This is a genomic window from Rossellomorea sp. SC111 (assembly GCF_024733565.1).
GTDB lineage: Bacteria > Bacillota > Bacilli > Bacillales > Bacillaceae_B > Rossellomorea.
On sequence record NZ_JANIOC010000007.1, the window covers coordinates 39,416 to 60,878 of the forward strand.

At 44.1% G+C, this 21,463-nt stretch carries 25 protein-coding genes; 18 read left to right on the forward strand and 7 right to left on the reverse strand.

Annotated features, from left to right (window positions below; all coding sequences use genetic code 11):
- Positions 1–35: 35 nt before the first annotated feature.
- Positions 36–485 (forward strand): YueI family protein, encoded by a 450-nt coding sequence (locus NQ095_RS10500; RefSeq protein WP_258263423.1) that lies wholly within the window; start codon positions 36–38, stop codon positions 483–485.
- Here NQ095_RS10500 and NQ095_RS10505 read toward each other — a convergent pair.
- Positions 482–1,546: an AbrB family transcriptional regulator gene (locus NQ095_RS10505; protein WP_258263424.1), complete on the reverse strand. Its 1,065-nt coding sequence runs from the start codon at positions 1,544–1,546 to the stop codon at positions 482–484. The genes NQ095_RS10500 and NQ095_RS10505 overlap by 4 nt on opposite strands.
- Before the next feature lie 73 nt (positions 1,547–1,619).
- Positions 1,620–1,976 carry a cupin domain-containing protein gene (locus NQ095_RS10510; protein WP_258263425.1) on the reverse strand — a complete coding sequence of 119 codons (357 nt, stop codon included), beginning with the start codon at positions 1,974–1,976 and terminating at the stop codon, positions 1,620–1,622.
- A gap of 601 nt (positions 1,977–2,577) precedes the next feature.
- Between NQ095_RS10510 and gatC the strand changes: the two genes are divergently transcribed.
- From gatC to NQ095_RS10530, 4 genes are all read left to right on the forward strand, one after another.
- Positions 2,578–2,868 (forward strand): Asp-tRNA(Asn)/Glu-tRNA(Gln) amidotransferase subunit GatC, encoded by a 291-nt coding sequence (gatC, locus tag NQ095_RS10515; RefSeq protein ID WP_034760864.1) that lies wholly within the window; start codon positions 2,578–2,580, stop codon positions 2,866–2,868.
- 12 nt (positions 2,869–2,880) lie between these two features.
- The gene (gene gatA, locus NQ095_RS10520; protein ID WP_258263426.1) at positions 2,881–4,341 is read left to right on the forward strand and encodes an Asp-tRNA(Asn)/Glu-tRNA(Gln) amidotransferase subunit GatA; all 1,461 of its coding nucleotides are present in this window, start codon (positions 2,881–2,883) and stop codon (positions 4,339–4,341) included.
- A gap of 12 nt (positions 4,342–4,353) precedes the next feature.
- Positions 4,354–5,784, forward strand: a complete 1,431-nt coding sequence (gene gatB, locus NQ095_RS10525) for an Asp-tRNA(Asn)/Glu-tRNA(Gln) amidotransferase subunit GatB (RefSeq protein WP_258263427.1) — start codon at positions 4,354–4,356, stop codon at positions 5,782–5,784.
- Between the two features lie 321 nt (positions 5,785–6,105).
- Positions 6,106–7,734: a M4 family metallopeptidase gene (locus tag NQ095_RS10530; RefSeq protein ID WP_258263600.1), complete on the forward strand. Its 1,629-nt coding sequence runs from the start codon at positions 6,106–6,108 to the stop codon at positions 7,732–7,734.
- Between the two features lie 76 nt (positions 7,735–7,810).
- Here the strand turns inward: NQ095_RS10530 and NQ095_RS10535 are convergent, their stop codons facing one another.
- Positions 7,811–7,966 (reverse strand): hypothetical protein, encoded by a 156-nt coding sequence (locus NQ095_RS10535; RefSeq protein ID WP_258263428.1) that lies wholly within the window; start codon positions 7,964–7,966, stop codon positions 7,811–7,813.
- A 101-nt stretch (positions 7,967–8,067) separates the two neighbouring features.
- On the opposite strand from NQ095_RS10535, the gene NQ095_RS10540 reads away from it, so the two are divergent.
- From NQ095_RS10540 to NQ095_RS10570, 7 genes are all read left to right on the forward strand, one after another.
- Positions 8,068–8,484 carry a DUF4257 domain-containing protein gene (locus NQ095_RS10540; RefSeq protein ID WP_258263429.1) on the forward strand — a complete coding sequence of 139 codons (417 nt, stop codon included), beginning with the start codon at positions 8,068–8,070 and terminating at the stop codon, positions 8,482–8,484.
- On the forward strand, positions 8,462–8,626 hold the full coding sequence (locus tag NQ095_RS10545; RefSeq protein WP_258263430.1) for a hypothetical protein: 165 nt from the start codon (positions 8,462–8,464) through the stop codon (positions 8,624–8,626). Before NQ095_RS10540 ends, NQ095_RS10545 begins: the two co-directional genes overlap by 23 nt.
- Positions 8,627–9,044: 418 nt before the next feature.
- On the forward strand, positions 9,045–9,611 hold the full coding sequence (locus tag NQ095_RS10550) for a thioredoxin family protein (RefSeq protein ID WP_258263431.1): 567 nt from the start codon (positions 9,045–9,047) through the stop codon (positions 9,609–9,611).
- A gap of 183 nt (positions 9,612–9,794) precedes the next feature.
- Positions 9,795–10,175, forward strand: coding sequence for a helix-turn-helix domain-containing protein (locus NQ095_RS10555; protein ID WP_258263432.1), 381 nt, complete (start codon positions 9,795–9,797; stop codon positions 10,173–10,175).
- A 344-nt stretch (positions 10,176–10,519) separates the two neighbouring features.
- Entirely contained in the window at positions 10,520–11,296 is a 777-nt protein-coding gene (locus NQ095_RS10560) for a class I SAM-dependent methyltransferase (RefSeq protein ID WP_258263433.1), read from the forward strand.
- Positions 11,297–11,310: 14 nt separating this feature from the next.
- Positions 11,311–12,108, forward strand: a complete 798-nt coding sequence (locus tag NQ095_RS10565; protein ID WP_258263434.1) for an arylamine N-acetyltransferase — start codon at positions 11,311–11,313, stop codon at positions 12,106–12,108.
- A 303-nt stretch (positions 12,109–12,411) separates the two neighbouring features.
- Entirely contained in the window at positions 12,412–13,326 is a 915-nt protein-coding gene (locus NQ095_RS10570) for a diacylglycerol kinase (protein ID WP_034760879.1), read from the forward strand.
- A gap of 50 nt (positions 13,327–13,376) precedes the next feature.
- Here NQ095_RS10570 and NQ095_RS10575 read toward each other — a convergent pair whose 3' ends face one another.
- Positions 13,377–13,727 carry a hypothetical protein gene (locus NQ095_RS10575; RefSeq protein WP_258263435.1) on the reverse strand — a complete coding sequence of 117 codons (351 nt, stop codon included), beginning with the start codon at positions 13,725–13,727 and terminating at the stop codon, positions 13,377–13,379.
- Between the two features lie 216 nt (positions 13,728–13,943).
- Between NQ095_RS10575 and NQ095_RS10580 the strand changes: the two genes are divergently transcribed.
- The 5 genes from NQ095_RS10580 (at position 13,944) to NQ095_RS10600 (ending at position 16,620) form a co-directional block, all read left to right on the forward strand.
- Positions 13,944–14,249, forward strand: a complete 306-nt coding sequence (locus NQ095_RS10580) for an antibiotic biosynthesis monooxygenase family protein (RefSeq protein WP_258263436.1) — start codon at positions 13,944–13,946, stop codon at positions 14,247–14,249.
- Entirely contained in the window at positions 14,249–14,620 is a 372-nt protein-coding gene (locus NQ095_RS10585; protein WP_258263437.1) for a hypothetical protein, read from the forward strand. Before NQ095_RS10580 ends, NQ095_RS10585 begins: the two co-directional genes overlap by 1 nt.
- 131 nt (positions 14,621–14,751) lie before the next feature.
- Positions 14,752–16,128 carry a 23S rRNA (uracil(1939)-C(5))-methyltransferase RlmD gene (gene rlmD / locus NQ095_RS10590; protein ID WP_258263438.1) on the forward strand — a complete coding sequence of 459 codons (1,377 nt, stop codon included), beginning with the start codon at positions 14,752–14,754 and terminating at the stop codon, positions 16,126–16,128.
- 20 nt (positions 16,129–16,148) lie between these two features.
- Positions 16,149–16,379 (forward strand): excisionase family DNA-binding protein, encoded by a 231-nt coding sequence (locus tag NQ095_RS10595; RefSeq protein WP_258263439.1) that lies wholly within the window; start codon positions 16,149–16,151, stop codon positions 16,377–16,379.
- A gap of 43 nt (positions 16,380–16,422) precedes the next feature.
- A complete protein-coding gene (locus NQ095_RS10600; RefSeq protein ID WP_060671570.1) occupies positions 16,423–16,620 on the forward strand; it encodes a YwbE family protein in 198 nt (65 codons plus the stop codon).
- A gap of 146 nt (positions 16,621–16,766) precedes the next feature.
- Here the strand turns inward: NQ095_RS10600 and NQ095_RS10605 are convergent, their stop codons facing one another.
- The 3 genes from NQ095_RS10605 to pxpB form a co-directional block, all read right to left on the reverse strand.
- Positions 16,767–17,909, reverse strand: coding sequence for an NRAMP family divalent metal transporter (locus NQ095_RS10605; RefSeq protein WP_375162834.1), 1,143 nt, complete (start codon positions 17,907–17,909; stop codon positions 16,767–16,769).
- A gap of 76 nt (positions 17,910–17,985) precedes the next feature.
- Positions 17,986–18,990, reverse strand: a complete 1,005-nt coding sequence (locus tag NQ095_RS10610; protein WP_258263441.1) for a 5-oxoprolinase subunit C family protein — start codon at positions 18,988–18,990, stop codon at positions 17,986–17,988.
- Positions 18,990–19,706 carry a 5-oxoprolinase subunit PxpB gene (gene pxpB / locus NQ095_RS10615; protein ID WP_258263442.1) on the reverse strand — a complete coding sequence of 239 codons (717 nt, stop codon included), beginning with the start codon at positions 19,704–19,706 and terminating at the stop codon, positions 18,990–18,992. Before pxpB ends, NQ095_RS10610 begins: the two co-directional genes overlap by 1 nt.
- A gap of 532 nt (positions 19,707–20,238) precedes the next feature.
- Between pxpB and NQ095_RS10620 the strand changes: the two genes are divergently transcribed.
- Complete coding sequence (locus tag NQ095_RS10620; RefSeq protein ID WP_258263443.1) at positions 20,239–21,429, forward strand: MFS transporter; 1,191 nt, start codon at positions 20,239–20,241, stop codon at positions 21,427–21,429.
- The last annotated feature ends 34 nt before the right edge of the window (positions 21,430–21,463 follow it).

Sequence of the window (21,463 nt, forward strand, 5' to 3'; positions counted from 1 at the left end):
AAACTGTAATAAGACGTTTTGGAGGTGCAGTGTTTTTGGGTAAGCCAACCATAGATGATTACTTGGAAAATGGGATATATGGGCAAAAACAAACCAAGCCTGATGAAAGAAGGAAGTTTCTGGGAACCCTGAGAGAGAGGATCGTCATTGCCCTAACTCAAAGTCAGGTGAGGGAAAAGGGGATATACAAGGAAGTTCAGGATCATTTGAAAAAGCATCCTGATGCAAAACTTTTACTGAATGGTAACATGAGCTACACCTTTTTATCTAAATACATCAAGCTTGCCGATACGTATCATGTATCGTTTTCCATGGTTACCAATAAGGAGATCGAAACGGATATCGGACTCGTTCTCGCTTATGATCATGCCATTGATCAGGAGGAAATCTATGTGCAGAAAAAAAGTGAGAAAGTGATGGAAGCAAAATCGAAGCCAAAGCAAAAGAAAAGCCTATTCTCATCCATTAAAAATAAGCTTTTCTAATCGTGATTGCCTTTTTGGAAAATCGAGAGTTTAAAAAGCCCTCTCAAAATCGCTGGGATGATGAACAGAATGAATAAAATCCGGAATAAATGGTATCCGGTAATGATGGAAAGATCTGCGTTGACGGCTTGTCCGACCAGTGCCATCTCTGCCATTCCCCCGGGAGCCATGCTGATGAACGCAGTCAAAAAAGACACATCATGCCAGCTGCTTAATATAAAGCTAAGTCCCACACAACCTAAAAGCAGGAACAGGGAAGTAAATAACGACCATAGGATAAATTTGCCCATCGATTTGGATGACGAGAAATTCATCATGAAACTAAAATAAATTCCCAGTGATAATTGAGCCAGGATAATGAAGAGTCCGGGCATATGCGGGACCGGTAATTCAGCCACCATGAAGCCGCCGATCACTAAGATCGGGCCAAGTAAGGTCGGGGTTGGCAAATGAATTCTTCTTGCCAGAAAGCCCGCTGCAATGGCAATCATGAAAAAAAGGACAAAGCCCCAGTGAAATGAAGGAATCTCAAACTGACGCGTGGCAGGACCTGAACCCGCTCTTCCTCCAGCTAAAAGGGGACTGAACACAAGGAAGGGTACCACAAAGATGACTGACAGCAGCCTGATCACCTGTAAGATCGTCACGACGGTCAAGTCGACATTCTTCATTTCCTCCCCGAGAGCCACCATTTGCGAAAGCCCCCCGGGTATACTGCCTGTAATGGTCGAAGATAGACCGATTCCTGTCATTTTAGACGTGATGTAAGCAAGAACCATACTGAAGGCAATAATCGCAACCGTCATCGTCAGCATGGAAGGAAGCTGAGTGAAGATTTCAATCATCGTTTTCTGACTGAAGGACTGCCCGATGGCATAGCCGACGATGATCAATCCAAGATCACGGAGATAGGATGGCCAGGCCAGCTCAATCTTTGTCCATTTGTTGATGAGAAAGACAGCAACCATGGAACCGAGCAGCCAGGAGAGGGGAAGATGCAGGAGCGTGAACACCCCTCCGCCTATAACCCCGACTATGAAGGCTGATAGAATTCGATACATATTGAAAACCCTCTCCATTTATGTACTCTATTTAAAGGTAATCAAATGGTGGAGAGGAAGCAAATGGAATGCTTTAGGTCGCAGGGAGATATCGCTTGGGATCGAGTCTGCTTCCTTCGGCTACAATCGCAGTCATACCAACCTCAGATCCGGATTCATGCATTTCCCCTTCCTGCCAGAAGACCGCCATGCCCGGTTCCACTGTAATCTTTTCTCCTCCCTCGATCCTCACCCATCCACGTCCAGACGTGATCATCAGAAGCTGATCGCACATGGCGGGATGCATGCCCAGAACGCTGCCCTCTTCTAAATAAAAATACCCGATTTGGAATGGCTCATCTGGTTTAAGTAAAGGATGGATCGTCACGTTTTTACTATTGAATTGGTGAATGGATTTTCCGGTATTCTGCTTGAAACTGTATATTTTCATGAAATCACCTCTTTAATATAGGTTCGGTTTCGTTATGAGAAATCCTTTAATTTGGTGGTGAGAAAGAACTTTTATACATTATATGGTAAATAACGCACTTATAAGGATAATGACGCAATCAAGCGTGAAAATGACGCAATAAATTGAAAAACGACGCAATTATCTGGAAAACGACGCAATCTCACCCAACTCTTGTACATGTAGATACCCTCGCTTCCTAAAATTGGAAGGTGACGCTCATGAAGTCATCATCTACTTCACTTTTACACTTTTAATATTCTAAAATGGGACCCGGAAAACCAAAGATACGCTGTTTAATGAACCGAGCATCATCATGTTGTCAGAGTTGGAAGCTTGGTAAAGAATGAGTATCAATGTTATGAATGTAATAAAAGAAAATATCCCCTATAATGCCCACCAAGGTCCGTTCCTCACAAAATCACACCCACCCTCCGTTTCGTGATAGAATAGACGGAGGTATGGACAAGAATCAGCTGTGCCCTTATCAATGGTTATCTCTTATCATAGTTGCTTTAATGAAGCGAATTTTGGTATTATCAATAGTATTGTGAGTGTTCGAACATATACGGAGGTGAAGAAGATGTCTAGAATTTCTGAAGAGCAGGTGAAGCATGTTGCACACCTTGCACGACTAGCCATCACAGAGGATGAAGCAAAGAAGTTTACGACTCAGCTGGATGCGATTATCGGGTTTGCCGAGCAGCTGAATGAATTGGATACTTCAAATGTGGAAGCAACGAGTCATGTACTGGATATGAAGAACGTGATGCGTGAAGATAAGCCCGTTGAAGGATTGCCACGTGAAGAAGTATTGAAGAACGCACCAGACAAACAAGATGGACAAGTTCGCGTTCCATCGATCTTGGACTAAGGAGGGGACCTCATGTCATTATTTGACCATAAATTATCAGAGCTTCATGAACTTTTACATAAGAAAGAAGTATCTGTCACAGACCTGGTAGACGAGTCGTACAAACGAATCGATGCCGTGGAAGATAAAGTAAAGGCGTTTTTAACATTGGATGAAGAAAATGCCCGCAGTAAAGCCAAGGAAATGGATGCAAAGCTTGGTACGGATGAAAGTAAAGGCCTTCTTTTCGGAATGCCGATCGGAATCAAGGACAATATCGTTACAAAGGGTCTTCGTACAACCTGTGCAAGTAAAATCCTTGAAAACTTCAATCCGATTTATGATGCGACGGTCATCAATAAATTACATAGTGCCGATACGATCACGATCGGTAAATTGAATATGGATGAGTTTGCGATGGGCTCTTCTACTGAGAACTCCGGTTTCCAGAAAACGAGCAACCCTTGGAATCTTGAAACGGTTCCTGGCGGATCTTCAGGTGGATCGGCAGCATCCGTAGCAGCTGGTGAAGTTCCTTTCTCACTTGGTTCTGATACAGGCGGATCAATTCGTCAGCCGGCGGCCTTCACGGGTACTGTCGGATTAAAACCGACATACGGACGTGTATCCCGTTTCGGTCTTGTGGCATTTGCTTCATCTCTTGACCAAATCGGACCGATCACTCGTAATGTAGAAGATAATGCATACTTGCTGCAAGCAATCGCCGGACTTGATCCGAATGACTCCACTTCAGCGAATGTAGAGGTTCCGAATTATGCAGAGGCCCTTACAGGTGATGTAAAAGGCTTGAAAATTGCTGTACCGAAAGAATATTTAGGAGAAGGTGTAGGGGAAGAAGCCCGTCAAGCCGTTCTTGCTTCACTGAAAGTGTTGGAAGGCATGGGAGCTACATGGGAAGAGGTATCCCTTCCTCATTCTAAATTCGGTGTTTCAACGTATTACTTATTAGCATCTTCTGAAGCGTCTGCCAACCTTGCACGCTTCGATGGTGTTCGTTACGGATACCGTACACCGAACGCAGAGAACCTTCTTGATCTTTATAAGAAGACACGTGCAGAAGGGTTCGGTGACGAAGTGAAGCGTCGTATCATGCTTGGAACGTTTGCCTTAAGTTCCGGTTACTATGATGCTTACTATAAGAAAGCTCAGCAGGCCCGTACATTGATCAAGAAAGATTTTGAAGATGTATTTGCGAAATACGACGTGATCATTGGACCGACGACACCGACTCCTGCTTTCAAAATTGGAGAAAAGATCGATGATCCGTTAACGATGTATGCAAACGATATTTTAACGATTCCAGTAAACCTTGCAGGCGTGCCGGGAATTTCAGTTCCATGTGGATTCTCTTCAACAGGACTGCCGCTTGGACTTCAAATCATCGGAAAGCATTTTGACGAAAGCACGATTTATCGCGTAGCGCATGCGTTTGAGCAGGCGACAGATTTCCATACAAAAAGACCACAACTGTAAGGGGTGAAATCAATGAACTTTGAACCAGTAATCGGACTAGAAGTCCACGTAGAATTAAAAACGGACAGTAAGATGTTTTCTCCTGCACCGAACCATTTCGGAGCAGAGCCGAATACGAATACGAACGTGATCGACCTTGGATACCCTGGTGTTCTTCCGGTCGTTAACAAACGTGCCATTGAGTTCGGTATGAAAGCGGCAATTGCATTGAACTGTGAGATCGCCACGGATACAAAGTTTGACCGTAAAAACTATTTCTATCCTGACAATCCGAAAGCGTACCAAATCTCTCAATTTGATAAGCCAATCGGTGAGAATGGCTGGATTGAAATTGAAGTGAACGGTGAGAAGAAACGGATCGGGATCACTCGTCTTCACCTTGAAGAAGATGCAGGGAAACTGACACACTCAGGGGACGGCTATTCCCTTGTCGACTATAACCGTCAAGGAACGCCACTGATTGAGATCGTATCCGAGCCGGATATCCGTACTCCTGAAGAAGCGTATGCATATCTTGAGAAGTTGAAATCCATCATTCAATACACTGGTGTTTCAGATTGTAAGATGGAAGAAGGATCCCTTCGCTGTGACGCCAACATTTCCCTGCGCCCAATCGGTCAGGAGAAGTTCGGAACGAAAGCAGAGCTTAAGAACCTGAACTCTTTTAACTTTGTTAAAAAAGGATTGGAATACGAAATCGTCCGTCAGGAAAAGGTTTTATTATCAGGTGGGATGATTCAGCAGGAAACGCTCCGTTTTGATGAATCGACGGGTAAAACGATCCTTATGCGTGTAAAGGAAGGATCGGATGATTACCGTTACTTCCCTGAACCGGATCTACTACACCTGCATATCGACCAAGAGTGGATGGACCGCATCCGGGCAGAGATCCCTGAGCTTCCGGATGAGCGTAAAAAGCGCTATGTAGAAGAACTTGGCTTACCTGCGTACGATGCCATGGTTCTGACACTGACGAAGGAAATGTCTGATTTCTTCCAGGATACCGTTGAAGCAGGTGCGGATGCGAAGCTTGCCTCTAACTGGCTGATGGGTGAAGTTTCGGCATACCTGAATGCACAGCAGAAGGAACTGGAGGATGTTAAGCTGACTCCTAAGGGACTGGCAGGCATGATCGAGTTGATTGAAAAGGGAACGATTTCTTCTAAGATTGCGAAGAAAGTGTTCAAAGAATTAGTAGAAAACGGTGGAGATCCTGAGCAAATCGTGAAAGACAAAGGCCTGGTTCAAATTTCTGACGAAGGCGCCTTACTCAAGATCGTGACGGAAACACTGGATGCGAATCCACAATCCATCGAAGACTTCAAGAACGGGAAAGACCGTGCCATCGGCTTCCTTGTCGGTCAAATCATGAAAGCGACAAAAGGTCAGGCCAATCCACCGCTTGTAAACAAATTACTGCTTCAAGAAATTCAAAAACGTTAATCAATATTTTTGATTATATTGCCCCCTGAAACAATTGGTTTTCAGGGGGCTTTTCTTTGGAAGAGGGACGGACCTTGAAATTTTTCAAGGTCCGTCCCTCTTTTTTGTTCAAGTTTTCCTGATTGAAGTGGTATTTGCCCGATTTGCGTAGGTCATTTAACCCGGGGTTGGAAAATGTAAATATTAGGTCTTTCGGCTCGTTCGTAATGTTGGAGGCTTGTATTATAGTATATCTAATGTTTTAAATAGTTTGAAAATTCTTTCAAAGAGGTGTTGAAATTGAAGAAAAAAGTCGTTGCATTAGGATTAACAGCAGGTTTAATGATGAGTCCGGTCTTGGCCTCGGAAGCATTTGGAGCTTCGAGTGTGAGTGAAAAGGTGAATTTCAATTCACAGATGGGAACTCCTCAATTTATTTCGGGTAATTTGACTAAGGCATCTTCAAAGGCTCCTGAAACAGTTGTATTTGATTATTTAACAGAAAAACAAAAGACGTTCAAGTTTAAAGGAGATTCAAAATTATCGTTCAAAGTAGTAGAAAAGCAGAAGGATGATCTAGGATTTACATATCTTCGCGTCCAGCAAGTATATAAGGGAACTCCTGTTTATGGGGCTGTTCTGACAGCACACGTAAACAAAGAAGGGGTGCTCACAGCATTATCAGGAGCACCGGCAGCGAGCCTTGATGAGAAACAAAACCTGAAACAAACGAAGAAACTATCTAAAAAAGACGCGGTTTCATCAGCTGAAAAGGATCTGGTTAAGGCAGTGGGCAGTCAGCCTGATTATGAATACGCCCCTAAATCTGAATCAGTCATTTATGTGAAAGATGGAGAAGCACATTATGCATATCTCGTAAACTATAATTTCCTGGCACCGGAGCCTGGGAACTGGAATTATTTCGTGGATGCGGTCACGGGTGATATCCTTGCCAAGGTGAACGAAATTCATGAAGCAGGTAAAGGTGCAGGTAAACCCGGCGGCGGTGGAGGAGCTGCTGGAGGGACGGACACTGTTGGATCTGGTAAGGGTGTATTAGGAGATACGAAGTCATTGAAAACGTACCTTTCTTCTTCCACTTATTATTTACAAGATCGCACGAGAGGGAATGGTATTTTCACATATGATGGTTCGAACCGTACCCGTCTTCCAGGCTCCCTGTGGGCAGACAGCGACAATGTGTTTAACGCAAGCTATGACGCAGCAGCGGTAGATGCCCATTATTATGCAGGAACGACGTATGATTATTATAAGAATACTCATAACCGAAATAGCTATGACGGAAATGGAGCTGCGTTGAAGTCGACTGTCCACTATGGCAGAAACTATAATAACGCATTCTGGAATGGACAACAGATGGTATACGGTGATGGGGATGGATCGACATTCGTCTCATTATCTGGCGGTCTTGATGTCATTGCCCATGAGCTGACCCACGCCGTGACTGATACAACAGCCGATCTCATCTATCAAAATGAATCAGGGGCCATCAATGAATCCATGTCCGATATTTTTGGAACATTGGTAGAATACGATGCCAATAATAATCCGGATTGGGAGATCGGGGAAGACATTTATACACCTAATAAGAGTGGAGACGCCCTTCGTTCCATGTCTGATCCGGCGAAATACGGTGATCCCGATCACTATTCAGTAAGATACACAGGGACACAGGATAATGGCGGGGTTCATATCAACAGTGGAATCGGGAATAAGGCGGCTTACCTGTTAAGTCAAGGTGGTACACACTATGGGGTGAAGGTGACGGGAATCGGAACGGCCAAGACCGGGAAGATTTATTATCGTGCCCTGACTCAATATTTAACACCATCATCAAACTACAGCCAGCTGCGTTCGGCGGCGGTTCAGGCGGCAACGGATTTATATGGTTCTGGAAGTGCTGAAGTGGCAAGTGTGAATGCTGCGTATAATGCTGTAGGCGTCAACTAAACAGGTGGAATCAGAGAGAAGGGCTGTAATGGCTCTTCTTTTTTTGTTTTTTTACAAGGAGCACAGTGAGGAATCATCATAATTGCTTCCTTTTCGCCTTCTCCAGGATCTGTTTGGCTAAGCGGTAATACGTATCTGCTTCTACTTTCGATTCAGCTCTTTTTAGCTGCATCATATAGTTCTGAAATCGAAGTTTGTCGACTGACGAGACTTTCATCACAATTTTTCTCATAATGGCGCTCCTTTAGTGGACAAAATTGCGTCCAATTATCTATTCTGAATTTTCTGTAAATAATATATAATAATAGTAAATGATTCCAGAGGGTGGATAGAATGTCCTTATTCGAAGTGATCTTGTTGCCAATGTTAATGGGTGGTATTGGGGGCTTAGGACATATTCTGGTTTTCAAAAATGGTCATTTTACTTTTCCGCGAAAATTTATCGATGACCAGGGTGAGAAACATTATCTTTTTGGCTCAACGAAGGATATTATCATAGGGGTTCTGGCAGGGTATCTGTCCGTGTTACCGGTGGTGGACACCGTCCCGATGTGGTACATCATCTATATCAGTTTATTATCGGGAATCGGGGGAAGTTCCGTCATCACACGAAAAATCGAACAAAATTTAGCAAGTACCAAAGCATCCTACATTCAAGAGCTATCTCATTATCAGCTCGAACCGACCTCTAAGGGAGGATCACCAAACCATAATGAGGTGAAACCTGTTGGCGAAGTGGAAGAAAAATAGAATCAAGGTTGAACTGCCACCAGAAGACTATGAAAAAGCGAATCACTACCTAAAGCGGCTGAAGGAGGCAGATAGCCTAGTCGAGCTGAACTACTACTACAATAAAGTGGCAAAAATAATTGAAAAATCACAGAATGTCTAAGATGGTTCAATGGAAAGAGTCGTCCTATACCCATTTAATTTAACCAAAAAATGAGAGGATGAAACTGACAATTGAGTCAGCTTTTTTTCTGTCAAGGAAAGATGCATGAAAGAGCTATCTCTTTTCATACTTACCTATTTCCTTCCCCCTCTGGAAAATGGTTTTTGGAGTAGCGATTTCGCTATTCCTTTTTTTAGATGGAAAAGTATTACAGGAGAGCAGTTCATTCGAATCTGTTCACGAAGTTGCTTTTCTTATATTATATTCCTACAGGCATAATCGTACAATTGAAATTTTGGTTTGTTTCTAAATGACTTTCACTTGTAGATTACGAGAAACATGCATATGCTAGAGAGAGAATTCCCGAGAAAAGTATACAGTGATTCACTGCCTGTGAACCGCTGGAGGAGGAAGAAGAATGAACTTGGAACAATGGTTTGATAAAGGAATGTCATCGGAAGAATACATAGAAAATATGAGTGTCCATAAAGAAAATACAGAGACCATCCGGAAGGGCTTTAGAGTTCCGGAAGAAGATATAGAGGTGTTGAAACAGCTTGGCGAACATTCTTTGCGGGTGATTGCGATCACGGAGGATTGGTGCGGTGATGCCATGTTGAATATTCCGATCCTTCTTAAAGTGGCAGAGGCAGCCAAGCTGGACGTACGGATGATTTTGCGGGACGAAAACCTTGAATTGATGGATCAATATTTGAGCAATGGAACGTCTCGAGCGATCCCGATCTTTATATTTATCGATCAGGAGGGGAATGAAAAGCTTGTCTGGGGTCCACGGGCACCCATGGTGAAGAAGATTGTGGATGATGAGAATGCGAAACTTCCACCGAAAGACCACGAACTTTTCCATGAGAAGCAAAAGCAAATGATCCAGCGTTTGACTTCTCAGTATAGTAAGGACAAAGAGGTTTGGCTGGAAGTGTACGAAAGCTTGAAAACATGCCTGGTTCAAAGCGTATTGATGTAAGACGATAGATAGGATGGGAGACTTCGGAAATCTGATTTCGGGGTCTTCCTTTATGTGATTCAAGACACCTCATCGATGCTCAAAATGAAATGGTCATAAGTACCTGATGTGATGGTATTTATTGCCGGTTCACGAATGAGTTCATTCAAGTTAATATGATATAGGATGAGGAGTTGAAGCATCATGATTCACCAAAAGACAAATACAATTGTTATAGAAGCGCTAAATAAATTTCCCCATAAAATTCACATTAAATTGGGAGAAATCCTGCGTGAACGAGGATTGACTCAAGGCGATCTTCACCGCTTAACGGGATTAAGAGTGGCTACGATCAATGAGCTAGTGAATTTCAAGAAGAAATCCTTAACAGTGGCTCACCTTATATCCATTATGATCGCCCTCAGGATTACAGACATTCGTGATCTTATTGAAATAGAATTCGACCAGGAAGTCCAAGACTACTTCAAAGAAGAAAACGAGCGAATGAAAAACGGATTCACTCCAGACCTCACCAAAACCGCCGAACAAAACGTAAAGCGGATCGCAGCTGGAGCCAACAAATAAAGAACACCACACAGAAAACGGTCATTCCAGATGACCGTTTTTTTTTAGGGACGGACCTCTATTTCTTATTGAAATCCCCCGCTGAAATGTTAGAAATATAATTTAATATAAGGTTTACCACAAGACGAAATAGGATAATTTCTTAAAGTAACCGCTCAATTAAATGATAAATAATTATGACGATATAAAGGTAAGAGAGGTCCGTCCCTCGGCAGGAGTTTCCGCTTGGCATACAGAATGTAGTATGTAGGAAGGCTCTTTGTGCAGGCGGATTGTGAGGGAGTTGACATGAAATCGTAACGTTCAGCAGAGTGAAAATCAATTAAGATAGGGGAAGAGAGTGAATGGAAGTGAATTTTGGTAATTTGACCTCCCGTTACGCTGCGTCTTGTGATGATATTCCGCATCAATTTTTTGATACGTTGAAGGTAAGAGGGATTGTGTGGGAAGGAAGGAAAGTGGCTGAGATTGGTTCAGGTACCGGAGCCTTTACAAGAAAGCTACATAAGCGTGGAGCCGAAGTGATCGGTGTCGAACCTTCCATTGACCTGAGGAAAACAGCCAAGGCATTGGAAAGCAGGCAATACCTTGAGATCCCTTATCTGACCGGCACGGCAGAATCAACGAATCTGCCGGATCACTACTACGATATCACGATGAGCCATAGAAGCTGGCATTTATTCGATCGTCCGAAAGCGATACATGAAATGAAGCGGATACTGAAGGATAAAGGAACGTTCATTGTAAGCGATTCAAGCTTTCTTACGACTCAGGAAGTCGTCAAGGATACGATGACGTTTTTACATGAATATATGGGTGAAACCCCGGAAGCAAAAGCTGATCAGGGCAATCAAGTAAATGGCATTCCCGTAGAATGGTTGTTAGAATGGCAGCAGGCTGACTTTACAATCAAAGATTTTTATACATTTTACTATATGGTCGATTTCACCATACAGTCATGGTGCGAGCGTGTAGGATCCCTTTCCTGGCTTTCTCATTTAGAGGATACGGAGAAAGAAGGATTACTGCAATCATTACATACTTTCTTGACCAGACGTCACGATTCTCTCCATGAGTTTACTCTTCAGCACCAGTTTACAGTCTGCCTGATGAAAAAGTAGAAAGAGTGATTGGATTGGAAGCAGTAAAAAAATATGTGAACTATTTAAATATGGATATAGAGCCCCCTACGTTGAACTACTTACAACGGCTGATCCAGCAGCATTTGATACGGATTCCCTATGAGACGTTCAGTAAATTTTATTATTTCTCCCAGGGTGGATCCTTTGTCCCTTCATTAGAGACATTTGCAGAAAATCTTCATCTGAAGGGGTGGGGAGGGACCTGCTTTACGTTGAACATTAACTTTGGAAGACTGTTGAAAAAATTAGGTTTCCATTGTCAATTTGTCAGGGTGAACCCGGGTCACCTTGGACTGATGATCTCGATTGATAACCGTAAGCTCTATGTTGATGTGGGTTATGGTTCTCCGATTATGAAGCCAGTGGAGCTTGAGGCGAGACAGAAACATCTTCTTCACGGGTTTGGGGAGGAAATCATCTTTACTCAGAAGGACATCCGGGAGTTCGAAGTCGATCGCCGTTCAAACGGAAAGACGTTTGTGAAAAAGACCATCGAGTGGATGCCGCTTGAAGAAGAAGATTTGGAGACGGATATACAGGCCTCCTACCTGGACTCTGATGACAACATCACCATGAGAAGGATCACGGCCGTCCGCTTCCAGGGCAACCAGTGCTATTTCCTCCGTAACCGGACGTTGAAGGTCATGACCTACCGGAATATCCGTGAATATCAAATGAAGGACCAAGATAAATGGAAAGACATCATTGGAGAAGTCTATCATTTTGATATGAAGTCCCTGGAAGAATCCATCCGATTTTTGCAAAAACGGAACATACATCTATTCCCATAACCGTCCAGAATATCAGGTTGATATTCTGGACGGTTTTTTTGTGTTGATTCACTTCTATTCAGAGTCCCCATTTATGTATTCTTTCTGATACTGATCAAACAAGCTCTCTTAGTGCATGGGAAATTTCAGATTTCATTAGATTTTTCCAATGAAAAGAGTTATGATATTGACCGGTGGACGATTTTAAAAATCCTGCCTTTTGAACAGTTTTTGCATGAATAATTTAAATTGGTATATGATGTTAAAAGATGGTTTATACATGGACGAGTTATTTTTGAATTAATACAGATTAGGATGATGGGTATGAAACGAGCACGAATTATATACAATCCGACTTCAGGTCGGGAGCTTTTTAAAAAGCATCTGGCAGAAGTATTAATCAAGTTGGAGCAGGCAGGTTATGAAACATCTGTTCACGCCACCATTTGTGAAGGGGATGCGACCGAAGCGGCTCGAATCGCTGTCGAACGCAAATATGATATCGTGGTCGCTGCAGGCGGGGACGGTACGTTAAATGAAGTCGTCAACGGATTAGCCGAACAGGACTACCGTCCGAAACTGGGGATCGTTCCAATGGGGACAACGAATGACTTCGCCCGAGCCCTGCACATCCCTAAGGATATCAGCTCCGCCATTGATGTGATTACGAAGGGTGAGACCATTCCAGTCGATATCGGACGCATGAATGAACGCTATTTCATCAATATCGCTGGTGGGGGAAGAATCACGGAATTGACCTATGAAGTACCGAGTAAGCTTAAAACCATGATGGGACAGCTTGCTTATTATTTGAAGGGCATTGAAATGCTTCCTTCCATTAAACCGACCGATGTATCGATCGAATATGATGGAAAGTTGTTTGAAGGACAAGCGATGCTCTTCCTCATCGGATTGACGAACTCGGTCGGAGGCTTCGAGAAATTGGCTCCCGATGCCTCGATCAATGACGGTTTATTTTCACTACTGATTCTAAAGAAAACGAATCTGGCAGAATTTATCCGCATTGCGTCCCTGGCAGTACGGGGAGAGCATGTGAACGATCCGAACGTCATTTACACACAAGCCAACCGAATCAAGATCAAGGCGAAAGAAAAAGTGCAGCTGAATGTTGACGGCGAGCTTGGAGGGGTCCTTCCAGCCGAATTCGAGAACCTGTATCGTCATCTGCAAGTATTCGTCCCACTTGATAAGATCAGGCCTGAAGATAAAGCCGAATAATGAAAAAAGGAATGCGCATTATGGCATTCCTTTTTTATATGTTTGTTTCTCTAGTTAACGAACAAAAAAATTGAAAAGGTCAATGGAAATCCGATTAAAAAGCCCCATCCGATCTGCTGTTTATGACGAAAAGGAACCTTCCGGACGATCCAGGACAGTAGATGGGCGGCGATCACAAAGGCAAACACCCATATCAATTGCCCAACGACGAATACAAATAAATAGGCTAGGATCGATTCTTTATTCAGCAAAAGGGATATCCCGAATCCAAAGGTCAAGGTTAAAAAGGTGAGTCCGATCAGTATATAGGGTAGCCACCACCTTCTTGACTTGAGAGCGAATAACACTCCAAGAAAAACATTCCCTACGAGGATAAGATTTACTAAGAAGTCTGGGTTCATGTATATCTACCTTCTCTTTCTAGAATTGTTGCACATACCATTGTACCCTTTGTAGATCGGATAAAACGCGGTAAGTTTTTACATCCTGACAAAAAAATGTACATTGTGCCCCTTTCTTTTAAAGTCTGTTAATTTTTGTATTCCCCCGTGTTCATTGACTATGTTACAGTGAATAAAAAGCATGTCGGACAATTTGCCATTAAGAAGGGTGATTAAATGTATATCGTACATTCAACATTTGCAGTGCCTGATGAGAAGGCAGAGGAAGTCATATCAATTTATCATTCCCGTTCAGGTCTGGTAGACGAAGCAAAAGGATTTCAACGGTTTCTCCTGTTGCAAAATGAGAAAAAGCCTGGAGAAATCACGGTCCATATGGAGTGGGATACAAAAGAAGACTTCATGAAATGGGTACAGAGTGAAGACTATAAGCGGATTCATGATTTGGAAAAGAAATACCCGGATCAGGAACTGGCATCCATCATCCCATCCATTGACAGGTACAAAGTGGTGGCCTACTGATGGAAAATAAGTTTAAAAGTGTGATAGATGAAGCCGTTGTGAAATTGTACGATCGTTACCCGGAATTGGATGAAAAGTACGGAGATGCCGGACGGAAGAAATGCTATGAAGATAACATTCATCATTTCAACTATCTGGAGTCTGCTGCCGACGTAGGCGAAGCGAAGGTGTTTTCAGATTATGCCCTCTGGTTGAACAGCGTGCTTGTGAGCAGGGGCATGAAATCTGATCATCTCATTGATAATTTCAACTGCATCATGGAATCCCTCGAAGGGACCGGTGTCGAAAAAGGGGAAACCTTCAAGTTTTATCTGAAACAGGCCATCGAGTCCATTCAGTCCGCGGACAGGGAAGAACCAACCTCATCCTGAACGTAAAAAGCATCGGCCAGTCGATGCTTTTTTTCCTGGAGAGGGACGGACCTCCATCCATTTCATTCTCCTTATCCATTTATGGTACAATCAGTAGAGTCTTAAAAAGGAATTCGCAAAGGAAGATATACGTGAGTAAAAAAGCACCTGTTCAGAAAAATGATTATATAGATGAAGCCGTATTTGAAGATTTGACCCATGACGGAAATGGGGTCACCAAGGTCGACGGATATCCATTATTCGTTCCCAATGCCCTGCCAGGGGAAGAAGGCAGGGTCAAAGTCGTGAAAACAAGTAAAGGCTACGGGTTCGGCCGACTGTCGGAACGTACGAAAGAAAGCCCCTTTCGTCAGGAACCTCCATGCCCAATCTACAGGGAATGCGGAGGCTGCCAGATCCAGCATATGACGTATGAAGGCCAGCTGGAAGCTAAAGAGAAGAACGTAAGGGACGTCATGCAACGTATCGGAAAGCTTCATGACGTAAGCGTGCATCCGGTCCTCGGAATGGAAGAACCGTGGCGCTACCGAAATAAAGCCCAGGTTCCCGTAGGGGAGAAGGACGGACGGTTTGTAGCAGGATTCTATCAAAAGCGCAGTCATGAAATCATCGATATGGACAAATGCATCATTCAATACGAAAAAAATGATGAAGTGATCCAGCATGTGAAGGATATATGTGAAAAATTGGAGGTCCGTCCCTATGATGAGAAAAATCATAAAGGGACTCTCCGCCATATTATGACCCGGACGGCGTATACGACGGGTGAGGTGATGGTGGTATTGGTCACACGGACGCCTGAGCTTCCACACAAGAAGGCAATAGTCGAAGCGCTTATCCAAAATATTGAAGGGTTGAAATCAATCGTTCATAACGTGAACCCTAAAAAAACAAACGTGATCATGGGCGATACGACCCGCATTTTATGGGGAGAAGAAGTAATCCACGATTATATCGGTGACGTGAAGTTCGCGATATCAGCAAGATCCTTCTATCAGGTAAACCCAGAGCAGACGAAGGTACTTTATGATAAAGCGTTGGAGTATGCCGATTTGCAAGGAGAAGAAACGGTCATCGATGCGTATTGCGGAATCGGGACGATCTCATTATTCCTTGCTCAAAAGGCCAAGAAGGTATACGGGGTGGAAATCGTACCACAGGCGATTGAAGACGCGAAGCGAAATGCTGAGTTGAATGGTATGACGAATGTGGAATTCAAAGCGGGACCTGCGGAAGTGGTCATCCCCGATTGGTATAAAGAAGGCATCAAAGCGGATGTCCTTGTCGTGGATCCTCCACGAAAGGGCTGTGATGAAGCACTTCTGAACACAATCCTTGCCATGAAGCCGAAGCGGGTAGTCTATGTATCCTGTAACCCGGCAACCCTTGCCCGTGACCTTAGGATATTGGAAGACGGCGGGTATAAAACAACGGAGGTGCAGCCGGTCGATATGTTTCCACAGACGATGCACTGTGAAGCCGTTGCGAAGATCGAGTTAGTTGAATAAAAAGTGAGGGATGATGGCCAATGTATCTCACCATCAAAGAAACAGCCGAGTATCTGTCCCTGCCTGAATCGTATATTGAAAGCCTCGTGCAGAAAAAGAAGATACGGGCAGTCCATGACGGAGAGCAATATTTACTATTCAGGGATCAATTCAATCAGCATTTGGAGCAGATGGAAAAAATGAAGCGGCAGCTTGCTGAATATTTAAGTGAACCGATTCCTGAAGATATCGATGTGAAGGATGAAGACTAGTCCTGGACGAATCCAAAAATTTTCTTAAGAAATGGAGAATACAATGAACGGACAACAGCGTTCCAATATTAAACCGGGTCTTGAAGTGGACATCGTCCTGAAAAAAGACCAGCGAACAGACAAACTGACTCGGGGAATTGTGAAAGACATTTTAACGAATTCCCCGAATCATCCGCACGGCATCAAAGTCCGATTAGCAGATGGACAGGTCGGACGGGTGAAGAATATTATTCAAAAATAAGAGGCCGGAGCGGTCTCTTTTTTCTATGTCATGAAAAATGATGTACCAGGTACAATTCAAGGGGATTGTACCTGGTACAAGATAATCAGCCGACCCAAAAAGACCTCAAGTCCACTGAAAGGGACCTGAGGTCTTTCCATTTTTGTTTAACTAAATAATTGAGGGATACCTTGGATCAATGAGTATATTCCCATATAGGACATTGCCACGACGATCAGCACACCGAATGCAGTCATCCAGATCGGGTGCTTGTAGTCACCGACGATTTTCGCTTTATGTGCCGCAATCAGCATGACACCGAGGGCGATCGGCAGGATCAATCCATTGAGGGACCCGACCAGGATCAAGATGGCCACAGGTTTCCCGACAATCACGAAAACAAGGGTAGAAATCGTAATGAAACCGACGATCAGCCACTTATGATATTTCTCGAGGAGCGGGCTGAACGTACGGATGAAGGATACCGACGTATAGGCTGCACCGACAACGGAGGAAACAGCGGCAGACCACATGACGATTCCGAACATTTTGTACCCGATATCACCGGCAGCCAGCTGGAATACAGACGCAGGTGGATTCTTAGGGTCTAAAGTAAACCCTTGAGCCACGATCCCCAACGCGGCAAGGAATAAAAAGATCCGCATGATGGACGCGATCCCGATGGCTGATACGGAGCTTTTCGTGATTTCAGGAAGTGCTTTTTTCCCTGTTATCCCCGCCTCTAATAATCGATGTCCCCCGGCAAAGGTGATGTATCCACCGACGGTTCCGCCTACCAGGGTGATGATGGCGAGAAAATCAATGGTGTCGGGAGCGAATGTTTTCGTTACGGCTTCACCCACAGGAGGATTCGCTGTAAACATGACATATACCGTAAGGATGATCATTAATAATCCCAGGATTTGAGCAAATTTGTCCATTAATCTGCCCGCTTCCTTTACCAGGAAGATCCCGATAGCGACAATTCCGCTGAATAAGGCACCCATTTCAGGGGAAATGCCAAACAGGACATTCGTACCGAGTCCCGCACCGGCAATATTTCCGATGTTAAAGGCAAGGCCACCTGCTACGATGAGGATGGCAAGGAAATACCCTAATCCTGGAAGGACATCATTTGCGATATCCTGAGCCCTTTTTTCAGAAATGGCGATGATGCGCCAAATATTAAGCTGAGCACCAATATCAATAAGAATGGAAATTAAAATGACGAAACCAAAGCTTGCGGCAAGCTTTTCAGTAAAGACGGTTGTTTGAGTCAGGAAGCCCGGTCCGATGGCGGAGGTCGCCATCAGGAACGCTGCTCCCAGTAATAAGCTGAAATTCGATTTTTTCTTCAAGGGGTTCTCTCCTTTGTCGTCGTTTGGATTAAGAGTTAAATTTCAAGGCGATTCCTTGCTTTAAATGGTTCAATTGACGTTCTCGATCTATGTATAGCTCCTGAGCCTTTTCATGGGATATATTGGTGAATGTAATATCTTCTCCGGGCTTCGTTTGAGCAATGAGGGGAAGATCCACGGATGCAATGTATCCCATTCTCGGATAGCCCCCCGTCGTTTGCCGGTCAGCCAACAGAATGATCGGCTGACCATTCGACGGAACCTGAATCGTTCCGAACGCCACCGCTTCTGATATCATATCGAACTCCTCATCCAGGTGGAGGGACGGACCTTCTAGGCGGTATCCCATCCGGTCTGACTGGGAAGATACTTTAAATGACCGGTTGAAAAACTGCTCCCGGCTCTCTTCGGAAAATAATTCATACTCTGTTCCAGGGATCACCCGGATGGCTTTCTTCTGATGATAGGACGAAATGAATTCAGATGAAATCGACCAATCAATTTCCGTGAAGTCACTCTTCTCCACATAGGGAAGTAAATAGTCGATCATATTGGCAGATTCTTTGTTGAGCTTTCCTGCTTCAAGGATGTCACCCGCCTGAAGGGGACGACCTTCGAATCCTCCGATTCCCGCCCTCACATATGTGGACCTGCTGTTCATGACTTTTCCCACGTTAAAGCCCCCTGCAATCGCCAGGTAACTGCGGCAGCCATTCGTGCATGCCCCGAACTTCAGGATGCTTCCTGCCTTGATCAACAGGGATCTTCTTAAAGGAACGTGCTTCCCATCAATGGTCGGAGAAAGATCTCCCCCGCAAATCGAGATAAGGGATGTTTCCTTGAATTCAAGGACAGGTCCCATCAGGGTGATTTCAAGGGTTGCCTCGTCCACATCGTTGCCGACGAGCAGGTTCGCGATTTTGTGGGCGAGGGGGTCCATGGTCCCGCTCACGATGACGCCATATTTTTGATAACCGTACCTTCCTAAGTCCTGAATGGTCGTCAGGAGGCCCGGTTTGATTATATTAATCATTATTCCTCCTCCAATGCTTTATATTCTTCGATTGAAATCGATGTGAAGCGGATTCGGTCCCCGGCTTTCAGTAAGCTTGGTGACTCGGCGTTATCAGGTTGGAACAGTTTTAATGGTGTACGGCCGATCAGCTGCCATCCACCTGGTGTTTCGATGGGGTATACCCCTGTTTGTTCCCCGGCTATCCCCACTGAGCCTGCAGGTATTTTCAATCGTGGGGAGTCTCTTCTCGGCGTCGCGATTTCCGGAGACATCCCGCCGATATAAGGGAATCCGGGTGCGAAGCCGATCATGTATACGAGATAGTCACCGTTCATGTGTTTCGTGATGACTTCTTCAGTGGATAGTTGATGATGGTTTGCTACATCTTCCAAGTCTGGTCCCAATTCTCCTCCGTAGCATACAGGGATGTCGATGATTCTTCCTTCTCCTTTTTCTTCGGTTTTCAGGGGAGAAAGCATGTGTTCGATTTCAGAACAGACGACCGTGTATGGAAGAGTGTTTTGAAAGGGTTTGTGAGTTTCGATGATTTTGATTGGATCGTAATAGAGTGTGACGGTTGTAAAGGCCGGGATGAATTCTACCAGCCAGTCGAATGAGTGGGTTTCGATTTGGTTTGTTACCGCTTTCACCAGGTCGTGCGTTTCTTGCTGAATCGAGCTGCCTAATTGGATGACGACGGCGTGGTCGCCTAATGGGCGTAACGTATAATTCAAGGAATGACCTCCATTCACGATTGTATGTTTATAGAAAATAAAAAGTAAATATGTATGAGCGGCCGCGCAAATAAGATAATTCAGAAAGTTTGGCCATGTTGTTATTATAGTATAATTCTTTGTGTTTTCAATAAAAGTATGGGAATTAGCTGAATATTTGAATGGATTATGACTTTGAACCTAAGTGAGTGTTCATGCTTTTTTGGCTTATTCGAGTGAAACGTTCGTTTCACTCGCCTTTCAGCTTATGCTGAAAGGCCGGGGATAGTGGGACAACCGACAGGATAAAATGAATTTTCTCCTGTCGGTTGTCCCACTATCCCCGGAATAAGCCAAAAAAACAGTAAAGAATTATTTTCTCCATAATAGTGAATGTAGTTTCATTGATACTATTTGCATTCTGTTAAAAACTTACACATTTCGGTTGTTTTAATTCGTATCACAATTGTGTTTTATGTGCTATTATTTAGTAATCCGAAATAATATCCCCATCTGCTGGTGGGGTTTGATAGATGGGAAGGGAGGTTTTTTTATGAAGGTGAAGGATCCTTTATGGACGAGGTCTTTTATTATGTTGATGGTGGGGAATTTGTTTGTGTTTATGTCGTTTCAGATGTTGATTCCGACGCTTCCTCCTTATATTAAGTCGATTGGGGCTTCTGGGCTTGAGATTGGATTGGTGACGACGCTGTTTTCAATCGGGGCTGTGTTAAGCCGGCCGTTTATTGGGTTTATGTTGGAATACAGGGACAGGAAGCCCCTTGTCTTGATAGGAGTGATCTCGTTACTCGCAATAACGGTGATTTATCCATTGTCGAGTGTAGTCTTCATCTTTCTATTATTCCGATTTGTACATGGACTCGCATGGGGATGGTCCACAACGGTTAATGGGACGGCAGCCGTAGATGTGGTACCTAAATCCCGTTTAGGAGAAGGAATGGGGTATTACGGCTTGTCGATTACGATCGGGATGATCATCGCTCCGAGTCTCGGAATCTATTTATTCCAGGTGACGACCTTCACGAATCTGATCATCACCTCAAGTGTACTGGGTGTCATCGCGATCTTCCTATTGGGAATCGTTCATTACCAGACGCCTGAAGTGGTTAAAGAAACGAAGAAAGAAGACTTGAAGTTTTCCTATCTTGGTTCATTAGTAGAGAAATCCAGCTGGTTCCCGGCTTTCATTACGATCATGGTGACCTTTGGATATGGATCGATTGTTACATTCATCGTCATTTTCGGGGAAGAACGCGGAATACAGCATATCTTCCTGTTCTACTTATGTAATGCGATCATGGCGTCCCTTTCAAGACCGATTGCAGGAAAGTGGTTTGATGAACGGGGACCAAAGGGACTTGTGCTATTCTGTATCGTCGTGACGTTTATCGGCATGTGGGCACTGTCTTTCGCTCATTCTGACTTGCTGATCATCGTATCCGGTCTTCTTTTCGGAGTTGGATTCGGCTCCCTGATTCCGACTCTTCAATCCTGGACATTATCCATGACGCCGGATCATAGACGTGGAGTGGCGAACGGTATGTTCTTCTCTTCCATCGACCTTGGTATCGGCTTGAGCGGCTTAGTATTCGGGGTGCTGGCTCAGTATGTCGAGACGGGTGTACTATTCCAAATTTCCAGCCTGTTCTTACTCATTGCCCTTGTAGTGGCGATCTTTGAAGGCAGAAAACAAAAAAAGCTTGTCCATCAGACTTCCGCATAGTTTGATGGGGGAATAATAGTGGTAAGTATAAAGG

Bases quoted from the DNA above. Each gene is read 5' to 3' on its own strand.
- NQ095_RS10505 (WP_258263424.1), bottom strand. From the start codon at position 1,546: ATGTATCGAATTCTATCAGCCTTCATAGTCGGGGTTATAGGCGGAGGG.
- NQ095_RS10510 (WP_258263425.1), bottom strand. From the start codon at position 1,976: ATGAAAATATACAGTTTCAAGCAGAATACCGGAAAATCCATTCACCAA.
- gatC (WP_034760864.1), top strand. From the start codon at position 2,578: ATGTCTAGAATTTCTGAAGAGCAGGTGAAGCATGTTGCACACCTTGCA.
- gatA (WP_258263426.1), top strand. From the start codon at position 2,881: ATGTCATTATTTGACCATAAATTATCAGAGCTTCATGAACTTTTACAT.
- gatB (WP_258263427.1), top strand. From the start codon at position 4,354: ATGAACTTTGAACCAGTAATCGGACTAGAAGTCCACGTAGAATTAAAA.
- NQ095_RS10530 (WP_258263600.1), top strand. From the start codon at position 6,106: ATGATGAGTCCGGTCTTGGCCTCGGAAGCATTTGGAGCTTCGAGTGTG.
- NQ095_RS10535 (WP_258263428.1), bottom strand. From the start codon at position 7,966: ATGAGAAAAATTGTGATGAAAGTCTCGTCAGTCGACAAACTTCGATTT.
- NQ095_RS10540 (WP_258263429.1), top strand. From the start codon at position 8,068: ATGTCCTTATTCGAAGTGATCTTGTTGCCAATGTTAATGGGTGGTATT.
- NQ095_RS10550 (WP_258263431.1), top strand. From the start codon at position 9,045: ATGAACTTGGAACAATGGTTTGATAAAGGAATGTCATCGGAAGAATAC.
- NQ095_RS10555 (WP_258263432.1), top strand. From the start codon at position 9,795: ATGATTCACCAAAAGACAAATACAATTGTTATAGAAGCGCTAAATAAA.
- NQ095_RS10560 (WP_258263433.1), top strand. From the start codon at position 10,520: ATGGAAGTGAATTTTGGTAATTTGACCTCCCGTTACGCTGCGTCTTGT.
- NQ095_RS10570 (WP_034760879.1), top strand. From the start codon at position 12,412: ATGAAACGAGCACGAATTATATACAATCCGACTTCAGGTCGGGAGCTT.
- NQ095_RS10575 (WP_258263435.1), bottom strand. From the start codon at position 13,727: ATGAACCCAGACTTCTTAGTAAATCTTATCCTCGTAGGGAATGTTTTT.
- NQ095_RS10580 (WP_258263436.1), top strand. From the start codon at position 13,944: ATGTATATCGTACATTCAACATTTGCAGTGCCTGATGAGAAGGCAGAG.
- NQ095_RS10585 (WP_258263437.1), top strand. From the start codon at position 14,249: ATGGAAAATAAGTTTAAAAGTGTGATAGATGAAGCCGTTGTGAAATTG.
- NQ095_RS10595 (WP_258263439.1), top strand. From the start codon at position 16,149: ATGTATCTCACCATCAAAGAAACAGCCGAGTATCTGTCCCTGCCTGAA.
- NQ095_RS10600 (WP_060671570.1), top strand. From the start codon at position 16,423: ATGAACGGACAACAGCGTTCCAATATTAAACCGGGTCTTGAAGTGGAC.
- NQ095_RS10605 (WP_375162834.1), bottom strand. From the start codon at position 17,909: ATGGCGACCTCCGCCATCGGACCGGGCTTCCTGACTCAAACAACCGTC.
- NQ095_RS10610 (WP_258263441.1), bottom strand. From the start codon at position 18,990: ATGATTAATATAATCAAACCGGGCCTCCTGACGACCATTCAGGACTTA.
- NQ095_RS10620 (WP_258263443.1), top strand. From the start codon at position 20,239: ATGAAGGTGAAGGATCCTTTATGGACGAGGTCTTTTATTATGTTGATG.